The sequence below is a fragment of the Streptomyces sp. NBC_01454 genome (assembly GCF_036227565.1).
In the GTDB taxonomy this organism is placed as follows: Bacteria; Actinomycetota; Actinomycetes; order Streptomycetales; family Streptomycetaceae; genus Streptomyces.
Map to the genome: position 1 here is coordinate 4,930,636 of NZ_CP109460.1, position 15,189 is coordinate 4,945,824.

Annotated in this window: 10 protein-coding genes; 6 read left to right on the plus strand and 4 right to left on the minus strand. The window is 73.3% G+C overall.

All coding sequences use genetic code 11. The features are described 5' to 3' along the window. Positions 1–12 precede the first annotated feature (12 nt). Positions 13–1,620: an MFS transporter gene (locus OIU81_RS21960; protein ID WP_443074023.1), complete on the minus strand. Its 1,608-nt coding sequence runs from the start codon at positions 1,618–1,620 to the stop codon at positions 13–15. A 215-nt stretch (positions 1,621–1,835) separates the two neighbouring features. Here OIU81_RS21960 and mfd point away from each other — a divergent pair, with 215 nt between their 5' ends. Further along, entirely contained in the window at positions 1,836–5,378 is a 3,543-nt protein-coding gene (gene mfd, locus OIU81_RS21965; RefSeq protein ID WP_329150459.1) for a transcription-repair coupling factor, read from the plus strand. 502 nt (positions 5,379–5,880) lie between these two features. Here mfd and cpt read toward each other — a convergent pair. Continuing rightward, a complete protein-coding gene (gene cpt / locus OIU81_RS21970; protein WP_329150461.1) occupies positions 5,881–6,417 on the minus strand; it encodes a chloramphenicol phosphotransferase CPT in 537 nt (178 codons plus the stop codon). A 17-nt stretch (positions 6,418–6,434) separates the two neighbouring features. Next, on the minus strand, positions 6,435–7,991 hold the full coding sequence (locus OIU81_RS21975) for a DUF2079 domain-containing protein (protein ID WP_329150463.1): 1,557 nt from the start codon (positions 7,989–7,991) through the stop codon (positions 6,435–6,437). A gap of 290 nt (positions 7,992–8,281) precedes the next feature. Here OIU81_RS21975 and OIU81_RS21980 point away from each other — a divergent pair, with 290 nt between their 5' ends. Next, on the plus strand, positions 8,282–8,920 hold the full coding sequence (locus OIU81_RS21980) for a SurA N-terminal domain-containing protein (protein WP_329150465.1): 639 nt from the start codon (positions 8,282–8,284) through the stop codon (positions 8,918–8,920). A 91-nt stretch (positions 8,921–9,011) separates the two neighbouring features. Beyond that, positions 9,012–10,025: a nucleoside triphosphate pyrophosphohydrolase gene (locus tag OIU81_RS21985; protein ID WP_329150467.1), complete on the plus strand. Its 1,014-nt coding sequence runs from the start codon at positions 9,012–9,014 to the stop codon at positions 10,023–10,025. A 6-nt stretch (positions 10,026–10,031) separates the two neighbouring features. On the opposite strand, the gene OIU81_RS21990 is transcribed toward OIU81_RS21985, so the two are convergent. Then, complete coding sequence (locus OIU81_RS21990; protein WP_329150469.1) at positions 10,032–11,279, minus strand: MFS transporter; 1,248 nt, start codon at positions 11,277–11,279, stop codon at positions 10,032–10,034. 140 nt (positions 11,280–11,419) lie between these two features. On the opposite strand from OIU81_RS21990, the gene OIU81_RS21995 reads away from it, so the two are divergent. The 3 genes from OIU81_RS21995 to OIU81_RS22005 all read left to right on the plus strand — a co-directional run bounded on the left by OIU81_RS21995 (position 11,420) and on the right by OIU81_RS22005 (position 15,039). Beyond that, positions 11,420–12,295 (plus strand): LysR family transcriptional regulator, encoded by an 876-nt coding sequence (locus OIU81_RS21995; protein ID WP_329150471.1) that lies wholly within the window; start codon positions 11,420–11,422, stop codon positions 12,293–12,295. 70 nt (positions 12,296–12,365) lie between these two features. Beyond that, on the plus strand, positions 12,366–13,724 hold the full coding sequence (locus OIU81_RS22000) for a cytochrome P450 family protein (protein WP_443074024.1): 1,359 nt from the start codon (positions 12,366–12,368) through the stop codon (positions 13,722–13,724). Between the two features lie 238 nt (positions 13,725–13,962). Further along, positions 13,963–15,039 carry a transglycosylase family protein gene (locus tag OIU81_RS22005; protein ID WP_329150473.1) on the plus strand — a complete coding sequence of 359 codons (1,077 nt, stop codon included), beginning with the start codon at positions 13,963–13,965 and terminating at the stop codon, positions 15,037–15,039. Positions 15,040–15,189: the final 150 nt, after the last annotated feature.

Below are 15,189 nucleotides of genomic sequence, written 5' to 3' on the forward strand. Positions count from 1 at the left end.
GGCGTCCGGCCGTCAGCTCCCGCCCGGCTCGCCCTCGCCCGCGGCGCGGACGTCGGCGTGCACCGGGAAGCGCCGCGGCGCCAGCACCAGCAGCGCGGTCAGCGCGAGCGCGGCGGCCGCGGCGGCGCCGAGGTAGACGTGGTCGACGGTGGTGTCGACGGCGCGGCGGAGGTAGTCGGTGGCCTGCGCGGTGAGCGCGCCGGGGTGTGCCAGCGCGCGGGAGACCGCGTCGAGGTCGTCGGGCAGGCCGCGGCGGATGCCCGAAGGGGCCTGCGCGAGACGGTCGTTGAGGGTGGCGTTGGCGAGCGCGCCGAAGAGCGCGGCGCCGAGCGACTGCCCGACCTGGCGGCAGAAGAGTATGGAGGCGGTGGCGGTGCCGCGTTCCCGGTAGCCGACGGAGGACTGGATGCCGATGATCAGCGGGAGCTGGAAGAGGCCGAGGGCCGCGCCGAGTGCCAGCATGATCAGGGCGGGCTGCCAGGCCGCGCCGGGGTAGGGCAGCAGCGGGAAGGCGAGCAGGATCGCACCGGCCGCGGCGATGCCGAGCACCGCGCAGTTGCGGATGCCGAGACGGGTGTAGACACGGCTGCTCAGGGCGGCCGAGACCGGCCAGCTCAGGGTCATCACGGAGAGCACGAAGCCGGCCGCGGTCGGGCCCAGGCCCAGTACCGCCTGGGCGTAGGTCGGCAGGAACACCGTCGGCGCGACCATCAGCAGACCCAGGGCGCCCAGCGCGAGATTGACGGCGCACAGGGGGCGGCGGCGCCACACCCAGCCAGGAATGATCGGTTCCGCGGCCCGCCGTTCGATGAGGACGGTGAGCGCCGCGCAGCCCGCGCTGCCGGCGAACAGCAGCAGCGACGGCGCGGAGAGCCAGGTCCAGGCCACCCCGCCCTGGACCAGGGCGGTCAGCAGCAGCCCGCCGGCCGCGAAGATCGCCAGTGCGCCGGGCCAGTCCACCCGGGAGCGGCGGACCGCGGCGCGCTCCGGGCCGCGCTGCGGCTCGGCGAAGTGCCGCACGATCAGCCAGAGGGCCACCGCCCCCACCGGCACATTGATCAGAAAGATCCACCGCCACCCGGCACCGGCGGCCAGCAGCCCGCCCAGCGCGGGCCCGGCGACCGACGAGGCCGCCCAGACGCTGGAGAGCCGGGCCTGGATCCTGGGGCGGTCCCGCATCGGGTAGAGGTCGGCGGCGATGGTCTGCACGGTGCCCTGGAGGGCGCCGCCGCCCAGCCCCTGCACCACCCGGAAGGCGATCAGCGCGGCCATGTTCCAGGCGCCCGCGCAGGCCAGCGAGCCGGCGAGGAAGAGCACGATCCCGGTGATCAGGACGGGCTTGCGGCCGAAGGTGTCGGAGAGCTTGCCGTAGACGGGCAGGGTGACGGTGACGGCCAGCAGATAGCCGGAGAACAGCCAGGAGAAGACCGCGAAGCCGCCGAGGTCACCGACGATCTGCGGGACGGCCGTGGCGATGATCGTCGAGTCGAGCGCGGCCAGCGCCATCCCGAGCATGAGGCCGGCGACGACCGGGCGGGGCGGCGCTCCCCCGGGCGCCGGGCCCGCCCTGCGCAGCGCATCGGGTCCGCCGTGGCCGGTACGCCGGGTGCTTCCGCTCACCGTTCCCCCTCCAAGGTCGTTGTACCGTGCACCCTTCCATGCGGGTGCCGGGGGAGGGAACCGCGCCCGCGCGCAGGGACCGGCCCGGCCGGGGCGCCGGGCGGTCCCGGGTTCCGGTCCGGCCGGGCGGTGGGCGGGCGTACTCTTGGCAACCCCGGCCCGTGCGACGTGTCGGGCTGCTGCGTTGTTCGCCTCGCTGGGACGGAACCCTTTTCATGAGCCTGACTGGTCTGCTCGACGCCGTCGCACAGGACCCGGCGCTCGCCGAAGCGGTGCAGGCCGCGGCCGACGGAAACCGGCCGCACGTGGACCTGGTGGGGCCGCCGGCCGCCCGCCCGCTGGCCATCGCCGCGCTCGCCCGGCGGGCCGGCCGCCCGGTGCTCGCGGTGACCGCCACCGGCCGGGAGGCGGAGGACCTCGCCGCCGCCCTGCGCAGCCTGATGCCGGCCGGCGAGGACAACTCCGTCGTCGAGTTCCCGTCCTGGGAGACGCTGCCGCACGAGCGGCTCTCGCCGCGCTCGGACACCGTCGGCCGGCGCCTCGCGGTGCTGCGCCGGCTGGCCCACCCGCGCGCGGACGACCCGACGGCCGGCCCGGTCTCCGTGGTCGTCGCCCCCGTCCGCTCGGTGCTCCAGCCGCAGGTCAAGGGGCTGGGCGAGCTGGAGCCGGTCAGTCTGCGGTCGGGGCAGAGCGCCGATCTCGCCGAGGTCGTCGACGGGCTGGCGGCGGCCGCCTACGCCCGCGTCGAGCTGGTCGAGAAGCGCGGTGAGTTCGCGGTCCGCGGCGGGATCCTGGACGTCTTCCCGCCGACCGAGGAGCACCCGCTGCGGGTGGAGTTCTGGGGCGACGACGTCGAGGAGATCCGCTACTTCAAGGTCGCCGACCAGCGGTCCCTGGAGGTCGCCGAGCACGGCCTGTGGGCGCCGCCGTGCCGCGAGCTGCTGCTGACCGAGGACGTCCGCGCCCGCGCCGCCGCCCTCGCCGAGGACCACCCCGAGCTGGGCGAACTCCTCGGCAAGATCGCCGAGGGCATCGCGGTGGAGGGCATGGAGTCGCTCGCCCCGGTGCTCGTCGACGAGATGGAGCTGGTGCTGGACGTGCTGCCGAAGGGGAGCATGGCGGTGGTCTGCGACCCGGAGCGGGTGCGGACCCGGGCCGCCGACCTGGTGGCGACGAGCCTGGAGTTCCTGCAGGCGTCGTGGGCGGCCAGCGCGGGCGGCGGGGCGGCACCGATCGATGTGGGCGCGGCGTCCCTGTGGGGCATCGCGGACGTCCGCGACCGGGCCCGCGAGCTGGGCATGATGTGGTGGTCGGTCTCCCCCTTCGCGGCCGACGAGGACCTGGCGGCGGACGGCGACAGCCTCAAGCTGGGCATGCACGCCCCCGACACCTACCGCGGCGACACCCAGCGCGCGCTCGCCGACACCAAGCAGTGGCTCGCCGACGGCTGGCGCACCCTCTACGTCACCGAGGCGCACGGCCCCGCGGCCCGTACGGTCGAGGTCCTGGGCGGGGAGGGCATCCCCGCCCGCCTGGACGCCGACCTCCCCGGGATCTCCCCCTCCGTCGTCCACGTCTCCTGCGGCTCGCTCGACAACGGCCTCATCGACCCGGGGCTGAAGCTCGCCGTCCTGACCGAGACCGACCTCTCCGGCCAGAAGGCGGCCGGCAAGGACGCGGCCCGGATGCCGGCCCGCCGCCGCAAGACCATCGACCCGCTGACCCTCCAGGCCGGCGACTTCATCGTGCACGAACAGCACGGTGTGGGCCGCTACATCGAGATGGTGCAGCGCACGGTCCAGGGCGCCACCCGCGAATACCTCCTCGTCGAGTACGCCCCCGCCAAGCGCGGCCAGCCGGGCGACCGCCTCTACATCCCCACCGACCAGCTGGAACAGGTCACCAAGTACGTCGGCGGCGAGGCCCCCACCCTGCACCGGCTCGGCGGCGCCGACTGGACCAAGACCAAGGCGCGCGCCAAGAAGGCCGTCAAGGAGATCGCCGCCGACCTGATCAAGCTGTACAGCGCGCGGATGGCGGCGCCCGGCCACACCTTCGGCCCGGACACCCCCTGGCAGCGCGAGCTGGAGGACGCCTTCCCGTACGCGGAGACGCCCGACCAGCTCACCACCATCGCCGAGGTCAAGGAGGACATGGAGAAGTCGGTCCCGATGGACCGCCTGATCTGCGGCGATGTTGGATACGGTAAAACTGAAATCGCTGTGCGAGCGGCCTTCAAGGCCGTCCAGGACGGCAAGCAGGTCGCCGTCCTGGTCCCGACCACGCTGCTCGTCCAGCAGCACCACGGCACCTTCACCGAGCGCTACGGCCAGTTCCCGGTCAACGTCAAGGCGCTCTCCCGCTTCCAGTCCGACGGCGAGGCCAGGGCCGTCCTCGACGGGCTGCGCGAGGGCTCCGTCGACCTCGTCATCGGCACCCACCGGCTGTTCTCCTCCGAGACCAAGTTCAAGGACCTCGGCCTGGTCATCGTCGACGAGGAGCAGCGCTTCGGCGTCGAGCACAAGGAGCAGCTGAAGAAGCTGCGCGCCAACGTCGACGTCCTGACGATGTCCGCCACCCCCATCCCGCGCACCCTGGAGATGGCGGTCACCGGCATCCGCGAGATGTCGACGATCACCACCCCGCCCGAGGAGCGCCACCCGGTCCTGACCTTCGTCGGCCCCTACGAGCAGAAGCAGATCGGCGCCGCCATCCGCCGTGAACTCCTGCGCGAGGGCCAGGTCTTCTACATCCACAACCGCGTCGAGTCGATCGACCGCGCCGCCGCCCGGCTCCGCGAGATCGTCCCCGAGGCCCGGATCCAGACCGCCCACGGCCAGATGGGCGAGTCCCAGCTGGAGCAGGTCGTCGTCGACTTCTGGGAGAAGAAGTTCGACGTCCTGGTCTCGACCACGATCGTCGAATCGGGCATCGACATCTCCAACGCCAACACCCTGATCGTCGAGCGCGGCGACAACTTCGGCCTCTCCCAGCTCCACCAGCTGCGCGGCCGGGTGGGCCGCGGCCGCGAGCGCGGCTACGCCTACTTCCTCTACCCGCCGGAGAAGCCGCTCACCGAGACCGCCCACGAGCGGCTGGCGACCATCGCCCAGCACACCGAGATGGGCGCGGGCATGTACGTCGCCATGAAGGACCTGGAGATCCGCGGCGCGGGCAACCTCCTCGGCGGCGAGCAGTCCGGCCACATCGCCGGTGTCGGCTTCGACCTCTACGTCCGGATGGTGGGCGAGGCGGTCGCCGACTACCGCGCCTCCCTGGAAGGCGGCGTGGAGGAGGAGCCCCCGCTCGAGGTCAAGATCGAACTCCCGGTGGACGCCCACGTCCCGCACGACTACGCGCCCGGCGAGCGGCTGCGCCTCCAGGCGTACCGCGCCATCGCCTCGGCCACGTCGGAGGAGGACATCGCGGCCGTCCGCGAGGAGCTCACCGACCGCTACGGCAAGCTGCCCGAGCCCGTCGAGAACCTGCTGCTGGTCGCCGGTCTGCGGATGCTGGCCCGCGCGTGCGGGGTCTGCGACATCACGCTCCAGGGTGCCAATGTCCGTTTCGGGCCCGTGGAGTTGCGCGAATCGCAGGAGCTGCGGCTGAAGCGGCTGTATCCGAGGACGGTCCTCAAGCCGGCTACCCGCCAGGTTCTGGTGCCGCGGCCGGCCACGGGCAAGATCGGCGGCAAGCCGTTGGTTGGGCGCGAGCTACTCGCGTGGGTGGGTGAGTTCCTCACCGGGTTGGGCGCGTAGGCCCCGCTTCCCACGTTTTCGGGTGCGGCGCCGTGCCTCGTCTGTTGTTTTTCGCCTTCGGCGGGGGTGGGTTGTGTTTGGGCGGGGGCGGCTGTGGCTCTGTGGTGGTGCCGGTGGCGGACCTCCGGGGCCTGTGTTGTGGACTGCTTCGCTTTACGTCCACAACACAGGCCCCTCCGGCCCCCCACCTCCCGCTCGGATCGGCACCCCCGCCCGGTGGGAGGAATGGTCAAAAAGCCAGAAGCTCGGCCGCGTCACACTCCGGCCGAGCTTCTGGCTTTTGTCTTTGACTCTTCCCCCCACCGGGGTGGGGCCCCACAACTACGGGAGGGGGCAGGGGCGGAGGGGTGGGTGTGTGGACGTAAAGCGAAGCAGTCCACACACCCACCCCGGAGCCCCTGCCCCCGCCACCACCAACACAGCCACCGGGCCCCACCCCACAACCCACCCCTTCCGCTCCCGCCGAAGGCGGGAAAAAACCCACAGAAACAAGAACGGCGGATCACCCGGCAACGTGGGAAGCAATCAGCCGTGCGCAATGGGCCGGATCATCGCAGCTGGTGTCGACCTCGAGGTCGTAGTGGACGCCCTGGTGGACCAGTGCGGCCTGGGTGGCGGCCATGCCCACCACCCGGTCGCCGCGGGCGAGTTCGCGGGCGGCCGCGGTGGCGGGGTCGCAGTGCACGCCGACCCACAGGACCGTCAGGCCGTCCAGTGCCCGGCGCCAGCGGTCCTGTCCCGCGCCGCCGCTCAGGAGGACCTCGTCGAGGATGATGCCGGTGCCGGCGCGGGCCATCGCCGCGATGCCGTGCAGCCAGCCGGTCTCCAGTGCGCGGAACGCGGGCCCGACCGAGACCGTGCCGTCGGGCGCGAGCACCAGCCCGTCCGGGGAGGTCATCAGTGCGGGCGGCAGCGCGGCGACGAAGGTGTCGACGCCGAGGGTCAGCCAGGGGCGGGGGAGGGTCTCCTGGAGGGCCCGGGCCAGGGTGGAAGTGCCCGCGCTGGAGCCGCCGTTCAGGACGATCACATCGGTGGTCATCGCGGCACCGTACGCGCTCAGCGGGCGGATGTCCTGTGGAATACGAGCAGGCCCCCGGCGGAGCCGAGCAGGACGTAGGTGGAGCGGGGATGGCGGGCCATGGCGTCCGCCAGGGCCTGGTGCGGGGTGCGGTCGGCGGGCAGCTGGACGGCGACGTAGTCGGGTGCCAGGCCACCGGTGTCACCGGTCCAGAAGACCCGGGTGCGGCCGGTGAGCCGGCTCAGCGGCCGGATGTCGGACTCCACGCTCGCACCGTCGGGTATCCGCGCCAGCAGCTTCTCGGCGGCGACGGCGTCCGGCGAGGTGCGGTAGGTGGCGGCCTCGGTGAGGCGGGCCAGCGGCAGAGTGGTGGTGAGCGCCAGGGCCGCGGCCAGTACGGCGGCCGGCAGATGGTGGGCGTAGGAGCGCAGCCGGGGGCGGGTGGAGACCCGGATCCGCGGCAGCGCGTCGACCAGCGCCAGGAAGACCACCGGCATCAGCACGGCGCTGTAGTGCCAGTCGGTGCCCCAGTAGTGCGGCTCGTGCGACAGGAACCGCCAGCCCAGGGTGGGCAGCGCGACCAGCAGCAGCGGGGAGCGCAGCGCGAGCAGGCCCGTGGTGGGCAGCAGGACCCACAGGGTGGTGCGGACGGCGGTGGCCAGGGGTATCGTCGCGCCGCCGCCCTCGGCGCCGAACTTGCTCCAGTAGTCGTAGGAGCCGGAGCCGTTGAAGCCGGGTATCAGCACGCCGAGGGTGACGGCGGTGGCGCTGAGGCCGAAGGCGACCAGCCCGATGGCCAGCGGGCTCGCCCGCCGGGTCCGTAGCAGTGCGAGCGCGCCGATGGTGGCCGCGGTCACCCCGAGGTCCTCCTTGACCAGCACCAGCGGCGCGGCCCAGCACACCACCGCGGTCCACCGCCCGCGCAGCACCGCCTCGAGCGCGAAGGCGATCAGCGGCAGCGCGAAGGCGATCTCGTGGAAGTCGAAGTCGACGGCCTTCTGCATGCCCCACGACAGCCCGTACGCGACGCCGATGGCCAGGCCCGGGAGGCGGCCCAGGGAACGGGCGGCGGCGCGGGTGACCGGAAGCACGGACAGCGCGAACAGCGCGGCCTGCGCGATCAGCAGGGTCAGCGACGAAGGGAACAGCCGGTAGACGGGGGCGAGTACGACCAGGACGGGGCTGAAGTGGTCCCCGAGGATGTTGGTGCCCGGCCCCTTGAGGTCGACGATCGGCGCCCCGAAGTGGGCGTAGCCCCGTATCGCCTGCTCGAAGATGCCCACGTCCCAGGAGGAGGTGGACAGGGTGCGGAAGCGCCAGAACGCCAGTACCGCGTAGGTGAGGAAGAAGAAGCCGGCGGTCCAGTACGGGTCGAGACGCGGGCGGCGCAGCGGAGCGGTCCGCGCGCGCAGCCGGTGCGCGGCGCTCCGCAGCCGGTCCCGCGGCCCCCGCGGTCCGCCGCCGTCACCGGCGGTCGCGACCAGCGGCCCGTCCGGCGACTCCGCCCGCTGCGGCGGTACGACGACACCGGTCCGGGCCTCGCCCCCCGGAATCCGACCCGGGGCATCCCCAGCCGTTGCTGCGGCCGTGTTCATGCGGACCCTCACTCTCCCCCAGCTCGAAAAGATACTCGAACCCACGCCCTGCCCCCGCCCGGCCGTGAGCCCCTGCGCAACCGCCGCCCCGGGTGCCAGTGACTCAGACGCGGGGGTGGGCGGGTCCGTTCCCGGGGGTGGCCGTGCCCGGCAGGGGGTGGGGGCGGTGCGCGGCGAGAAACCCACCCCGCCCCAGATCGTTGCCCGAAGCAGTGGCTCAGGCCACGCCGACTCCATAGCATCGATCCACCAAGGTCGAGACTTCGTCGCACGATCTGCCGGGAGGCCATGTGTTCCGCCGTAGGACAGCGCTCTCCGTATCCGCCACCGCCGCGCTGCTGGTCGCGGCTCCGCTGCTCGCCGCTTGTGGTGACGCCGCGCATCCGGGTGCCGCGGCCATCGTGGACGGGAAGCGGATCACCGTCTCGCAGTTGCAGGCGAAGGTGAAGGACGTGCGCGCCGCCCAGGCCGAGACCTCGCAGGGCGGTCAGCTCGTCATGAACACCGGCCGGCTGAGCCTGGCCACCCTCAACGGCATGATCTTCGACGAGGTGCTGGCGCGCAGCGCGAAGGACGCCGGGGTGACGGTCAGCCGCGGGGACGTCCAGCGGTGGCGGGCCGGGGCCGAGCGGCAGGCCGGTGGTGCGGGGCGGCTGCGGGCGATGTGGCTCCAGCAGGGCATCGCGCCCGACGAGATCGACGGCATGGTCCGCAACCAGCTGCTGCTCGACGGCGTCGCCAAGCACCTCGGCGCGGACCGGGGCAAGCCGCAGGGCCAGCAGCAGCTCGCCCGGGCGCTGGCCAAGACCTCCCGCTCCATGGGGATCGACGTCAATCCGCGGTTCGGCAAGTGGGACGACCAGCAGGTCATCCTCGGTGAGACCAAGGACCCGTGGATCACCCCGGCGTCCGCCAAGGAGCAGGCCTGACCGGAGGGCGTACGGCGGGGTCCGCGGCGGTGGCCGGGGCCTTCGGCGGGCGGGGCCGGGCGTTGTCGGTGGGGTGCGTTACGTTCGAGGCGTGAACGCTGACGCCTCCGCCGCCGACACCGGCGCCGCCGCCCGCCCCGAGGGCTCCGGCACCGGCCGCCTGGTCCTGCTCACCACCAGCCACCGGGTCGCCCCCGGCCTGCTGTCCTGGCCCGCGTGGCAGATCCTGCGCGCGGCCGGGCGGGTGCTGTGCGCCGACCCCGGCCATCCGCAGCTGCCCTATCTGCGGGAGGCCGGCATCGAGGTGGAGATCGCGTCCCCCACCGCCCGTGAGCTGGTCGACCACTGCGTGCACGGTGCGCGTACCGCCGTCGTCCTGACCTCCGCGGAGGGCGAGAGCGCGCTGACCGACGGCCTGGCCCGGCTGGCCGGTTCCGGCCGCGAGACCATGCCCGACCTGGAGCTGCTGCCCGGCTCCTACGACCTGCCGGGCGCCCGCCTCCTCGATCTCGTCCAGGTCATGGACCGGATCCGTGCCGAGTGCCCGTGGAGCAGCATCCGTACCCACCAGGACCTCGCCAAGTACGGCCTGGAGGAGGCGTACGAGATGGTCGAGGCCATCGAGTCGGGCGACCGCGCGGAGCTGCGCGAGGAGCTGGGGGATGTGCTCCTCCAAGTCGTCTTCCACGCCCGGATCGCCCAGGACGATCCCGACGAGCCGTTCTCCGTCGACGATGTCGCGGGCACCATCGTGGAGAAGCTGATCCACCGCCACCCCCATGTCTTCGGGGAGGAGGCCGCGGCGACCCCGGAGGACGTGCGGGCGCACTGGATGCGGACGAAGGCCGAGGAGAAGCAGCGGGAGTCGGTGACCGAGGGCATTCCGCTGGCCCAGCCCGGTCTCGCCCTCGCGGCGAAGCTCGCCTCGCGGGTGCGGTCGGCGGGGCTCGAGGTCGCCGTGCCGTCCGGCCGGGGCGTCGGCTACGAACTGCTGGCGATGGCGATACGGGCCGAGGCGGACGGGGTCGACCCCGAGGCGGCGCTGCGGGCGGCCGCCCGGGCCTACCGGGACGCGGTGCTGGCCGCGGAGGGCGGCACCGCGTGAGGACCGTCAGCCGCCGCTGAGCCGGGGGGCGCGGCGCCGCAGCAGATCCGCGGCCCAGACCAGCACCGTCGCCGCCGCGAGCGACGCGCCCAGGGCGCACACCCCGCTCCAGCCCGCCGTGCCCCAGACCACCGAGGTCAGCGCGGAGCCCGCCGCACCGCCGGCGAAGTAGCTGGTCATGTAGGCGGAGTTGAGGCGGTTGCGCGCCTCGGGCCGGACCCCGTAGACGAGGTTTTGGTTGCTGATGTGCACCGCCTGGACGGACAGGTCCAGCACGATCACCCCGGCCAGCAGCGCCGCCAGTGACCAGCCGCCGCCCGACCCGCCGGCCGCCAGCAGGCCCCAGGACCCGAGCAGCAAGAACGCCCCGGCGCCGGTGACGTGGTGCACCAGACCGCGGTCCGCCAGCCGCCCGGCGGCCGACGCGGACAGCGAACCGGCCGCGCCCACCAGCCCCAGCAGCCCGATGGCCGACTCCTGCCAGCCGTACGACGGACCGGACATCAAGAACGCCAGCGCCGTCCACAGCACGCTGAACCCCGCGAAGGTCAGCGCCCCGAGCGCCGCCCGCCGGCGCAGCACCGGCTCCTGGGCGAACAGCGCCAGCATGGAGCGCAGCAGCGCCGGATACCGCAGCCCGACGGGGGTGCGCAGCGCGGGCAGCTTGAGCCGCAGCAGCACCGCCATGATCAGCATCAGCGCCGCATTGACCCAGTACACGGTGCGCCAGCCGCCCACGTCGGCCAGCAGCCCGGCGGCCGTGCGGGCCAGCAGGATGCCCAGCAGCAGCCCGGTCATGACGGTGCCGACGGTCCGGCCGCGGTCGGCGGGGGCCGCGAGGGTCGCCGCGTAGGGCACCACGACCTGGGCGGCGACCGAGGTCAGCCCGGTCAGCGCGGTACCGGTCAGCAGCAGGGCGGCGTTCGGGGCGCTCGCCGTGACGGTGAGGAAGACGGCGGTGGCCGCGGTCAGGGTGACGGCCAGCCGGCGCCGTTCCAGCAGATCGCCGAGGGGCACGAGCAGCAACAGCCCGAGCCCGAAGCCGAGCTGGGCGACGGTGACCACCAGCGCGGCGGTGGATGCGGACAGCTGGAGGTCCTGGCCGATGACGTTCAGCAGCGGCTGGGCGAAGTAGTTGCCGGCGACGGACAGGCCGGTGGCGACCGACATCAGCAGCAGCGTGCCGCGCCCCAACCCCGGTCCGGTCGCCGCGGCATCCCCGGCGACCGGCTCTGTGATGTGCGCGGTCTCCACGCTTGACCTCCCCTGTGTCGCCCGCCACCGGGACGGCTGCGGGCACTTCCACCCTCGGTGACGAAAATCAATGAGTCCAACACATTGTTTTCATGGGATCCATCGTGAAATGAGATGGATGTCGCTTAAAGTCGGTAAGCGTGGAACTGCACCAGATGCGCTATGTGGTGGCCGTGGCCGAGACCGGCGGGTTCACCCGCGCCGCCGAGCGCTGCCGTGTGGTGCAGTCCGCGCTCAGTCATCAGATCGCCCGGCTGGAGAAGGAGCTCGGCGCCCGGCTCTTCGACCGGACCAGCCGCAGCGTCCGGCTGACCGCCGCCGGTGAGGCCTTCCTCCCCGTCGCCCGGCAGACACTGCAGTCGGCCGAGCGGGCCCGCGCCGAGGTAGCGGCGGCCACCGGTGAGGTACGCGGCCGGCTGGCGGTGGGGGCGATCTCCACCGTCGGGGCTGTCGACCTCGCCCGTGAGCTGGGCGATTTCCATGCCCGGTATCCACAGGTGCAGATCAGCCTACTGATGGACATGACCGAACCACTCGTGGAGAAGGTGCGCGAGGGTGCGCTGGACGTCGCCTTCATCGGGATGGTGCCCACCGCGCGCACCACCGGCGTACGGGAGAAGGAGCTGGCACGCGGCGAACTCGTCGCGGTGGTGCCGCCGGATCACCCGCTGGCCGGGCGGGAGTGGACCACACTGGCGCGGGTGGCGCGGGAGAACTTCGTGGACTACATGGCGGGGTCGGCGGCCCGCCGGCAGCGCGACGACGCGTTCCGTGCGGCGGGACTGGACTCCGAGGTGGCGTTCGAGGTGACCTCGGTCGAGCTCCTGGCGCAGCTGGTGCGCTCCGGCCTGGGCATCGGCATGGTCCCCCAGCCCACTGCCTCCGGGCTGCCCGGCCTCCGCACCGTGCGGGTCCGGCCGGCGCCCGAGCGGACCGAGCGGGTGGTGTGGAGCGCCCGGGGGCCCTCGCCGGCGGCGCTGGCGTTCCTGTCGGCGCTGGGAGTGGATCCGGCGTAGCGGACGGGCTCGCGGGGCCCCGGCGGGTGCGCGGGCGCGCCGTGGTGCGCCCACCGGTTACGGTCGGAAGGTGCCCCATGAGCCCCACCAGCCCCATCCCACCGCCGACGCCCACGCCGGCGCACCCGGTGACGCCCCCGCCGGCTGCCCCGCCGCAGCGGCCGCCGGGACGGCCGCCGAGACCGCCCCCGAGCTGTTCACCTGGGAGTTCGCCGCCGATCCGTACCCGGCGTACGCCTGGCTGCGGGAGCATGCGCCGGTGCACCGGACCCGGCTGCCCAGCGGCGTCGAGGCGTGGCTGGTGACCCGCTATACCGAGGCGCGCCAGGCGCTGGCGGACGGCCGGCTGTCCAAGAACCCGGTCCACCACAGCGAGACCGCGCACGGCAAGGGCAAGGTCGGCATCCCGGGGGAGCGCAGCGCCAACCTGATGACGCATCTGCTCAACATCGACCCCCCGGACCACACCCGGCTGCGCCGGCTGGTCTCCAAGGCGTTCACCCCGCGCCGGGTCGCCGCCTTCGCCCCGCGCGTCCAGGAGCTGACCGACCGGCTCATCGACGACTTCGCGGGGCGCGGCGAGGCCGATCTGATCCATGAGTTCGCGTTCCCGCTGCCCATCTACGCGATCTGCGATCTGCTGGGCGTCCCGCGCGAGGACCAGGACGACTTCCGCGACTGGGCGGGCATGATGATCCGGCACGGCGGGGGACCGCGCGGCGGCGTCGCCCGTTCCGTGAAGAAGATGCGCGGCTATCTCGCCGAGCTGATCCACCGCAAGCGCGAGACCCTCGGGGCCACCGCCGAGCCCGGCGAGGACCTGATCTCCGCCCTGATCCGGGCCTCCGACCACGGCGAGCACCTCACCGAGAACGAGGTCGCCGCGATGGCGTTCATCCTGCTCTTCGCCGGCTTCGAGACCACCGTCAACCTCATCGGCAACGGCACCTACGCGCTGCTGCGCCACCCCGCCCAGCGCGAGCTGCTGCAGAAGTCGGTCGAGGCCGGCGACCGCGACCTGCTCACCACCGGCATCGAGGAACTGCTCCGCTACGACGGCCCCGTGGAGCTGGCGACCTGGCGGTTCGCGACCCAGGAGCTGACGCTGGGCGGGCAGCGGATCGCCGCGGGGGACCCGGTCCTGGTGGTGCTGGCCGCCGCCGACCGTGACCCGGCGCGCTTCGAGGAGCCGGACGTGCTCGACCTGACCCGGCGGGACAACCAGCATCTGGGATACGGGCACGGCATCCATTACTGCCTGGGCGCTCCGCTGGCCCGGCTGGAGGGAGAGACCGCGCTGGCGACACTGCTGACCCGGCTCCCGGACCTCCGTCTCGCCGCGGAACCCGACGCGCTGCGCTGGCGCGGCGGGCTCATCATGCGCGGACTGCGGTCGCTCCCGGTGAAGTTCACACCCGAGCGCCCCTGACCAGCGGCAAGGCCATATTTGACAGCGCGTCAGCCGCGTGACCATTGCGTGATCTGCGCTACACCGACTTGTGACTACCCGTGACCCCGGCTACCTTTCGACCGACGATCGACGGGCTTCATTCGATCGGCCGAAGCGGGGGAGCGGTGAACCGGTGTATTGGTGCTGCCCTGCCCGCCCCGGCCGGAAGTCCGTCGGACAGCTCGTCCGACAACTCCACCGCGCGAAAGGCATCCGCATGCGTTCCGGGAACGGCCGACACCGTCGCCCCCGTCAGGCACCGGCCATCTTTGTCACCGCGGGAGTGACCGGCGCCGGCATCGCCCTGCCGCTGCTCGGCGCGAGCGGTGCCCACGCCGCCGACACCACGACCTGGGACAAGGTCGCCCAGTGCGAGAGCGGCGGGGAGTGGAGCGCGGCCGCGGGCAACGGCTACTACGGCGGCCTGCAGCTGACCCAGGAGATGTGGGACAACTACGGCGGCTCCGCCTACGCCTCACGCCCCGACCTCGCCAGCCGCGCCCAGCAGATCGTGGTGGCCCAGTCGATCCTCGACCGCCGCGGCCCGGAGGTGTGGACCAGCTGTGCGGCGGACGCCGGGCTGGCCCGGGACGGCCGCGCGCCGGAGGTCAACCCCGGCAGCACCGGCACCCCGGCGCCCGACCCGTCCGACGACGGGGACGCCACCGACCCCTGGGGCTCGTCCGGCATGCACGACGGCTCGGAGGCCACGGGCGGGCAGGACGAGCCGGGCGGCGACACGGGCACCGGACCGTCCGACGAGCCGACGCGGTCGACGCCCTCGCCCGACGCCCCGGACTCCGGCCGCGGCGGCGACCCGTCCGGCACGCCCGACCCGTCCGGCTCCGCGACGCCCGGCGACGGACAGAAGGACCCCTCGCCGTCCGCCGACCCGTCCGACGCCGGCAGCCGCCCGGACACCACCGGCACGCCGCGGGAGAAGCCCGCCCAGGGCAGGCACCGCGGAGGTGCGGACCACAAGGGCGGCGACGGCAGCCAGGACGGCCGGAACGGTCAGGACAGCCGGAACAGTGGGGACAGCTGGAACAGTGGGGACGGCCAGGGTGACGGCGGCGGCAGGGCCTCGCGCGGCGGTGACGCGCACCGTTCGGGCCCGGCGGCCGACGGCGACTACACCGTGCGCCCGGGTGACAGCCTGTCAGCCATCGCCACGGCCCACCGGCTGGCCGGCGGCTGGACCGCCCTCTACGACCGCAACGAGGGCGTCATCGGCTCCGACGCGGACCTGATCCAGCCGGGCCAGGTGCTCGATCTCGGGCAGAACGCAGGCTAGTTCGTCCCCCTTTGCCCCCTTTGGTGAAAGTGAGACAAGGGTCTCGTTGACCTCAGGGGGCCCGGGACCGTCCGGCCCCGGCGTACCGCGCCCCACCTGCGGAGATGTGACCCAGTCGTGATCGAAATCGGTCAACTTGGCGCAGATGGT

Bases quoted from the DNA above. Each gene is read 5' to 3' on its own strand.
- mfd (WP_329150459.1), top strand. From the start codon at position 1,836: ATGAGCCTGACTGGTCTGCTCGACGCCGTCGCACAGGACCCGGCGCTC.
- cpt (WP_329150461.1), bottom strand. From the start codon at position 6,417: ATGACCACCGATGTGATCGTCCTGAACGGCGGCTCCAGCGCGGGCACT.
- OIU81_RS21975 (WP_329150463.1), bottom strand. From the start codon at position 7,991: ATGAACACGGCCGCAGCAACGGCTGGGGATGCCCCGGGTCGGATTCCG.
- OIU81_RS22005 (WP_329150473.1), top strand. From the start codon at position 13,963: ATGCGTTCCGGGAACGGCCGACACCGTCGCCCCCGTCAGGCACCGGCC.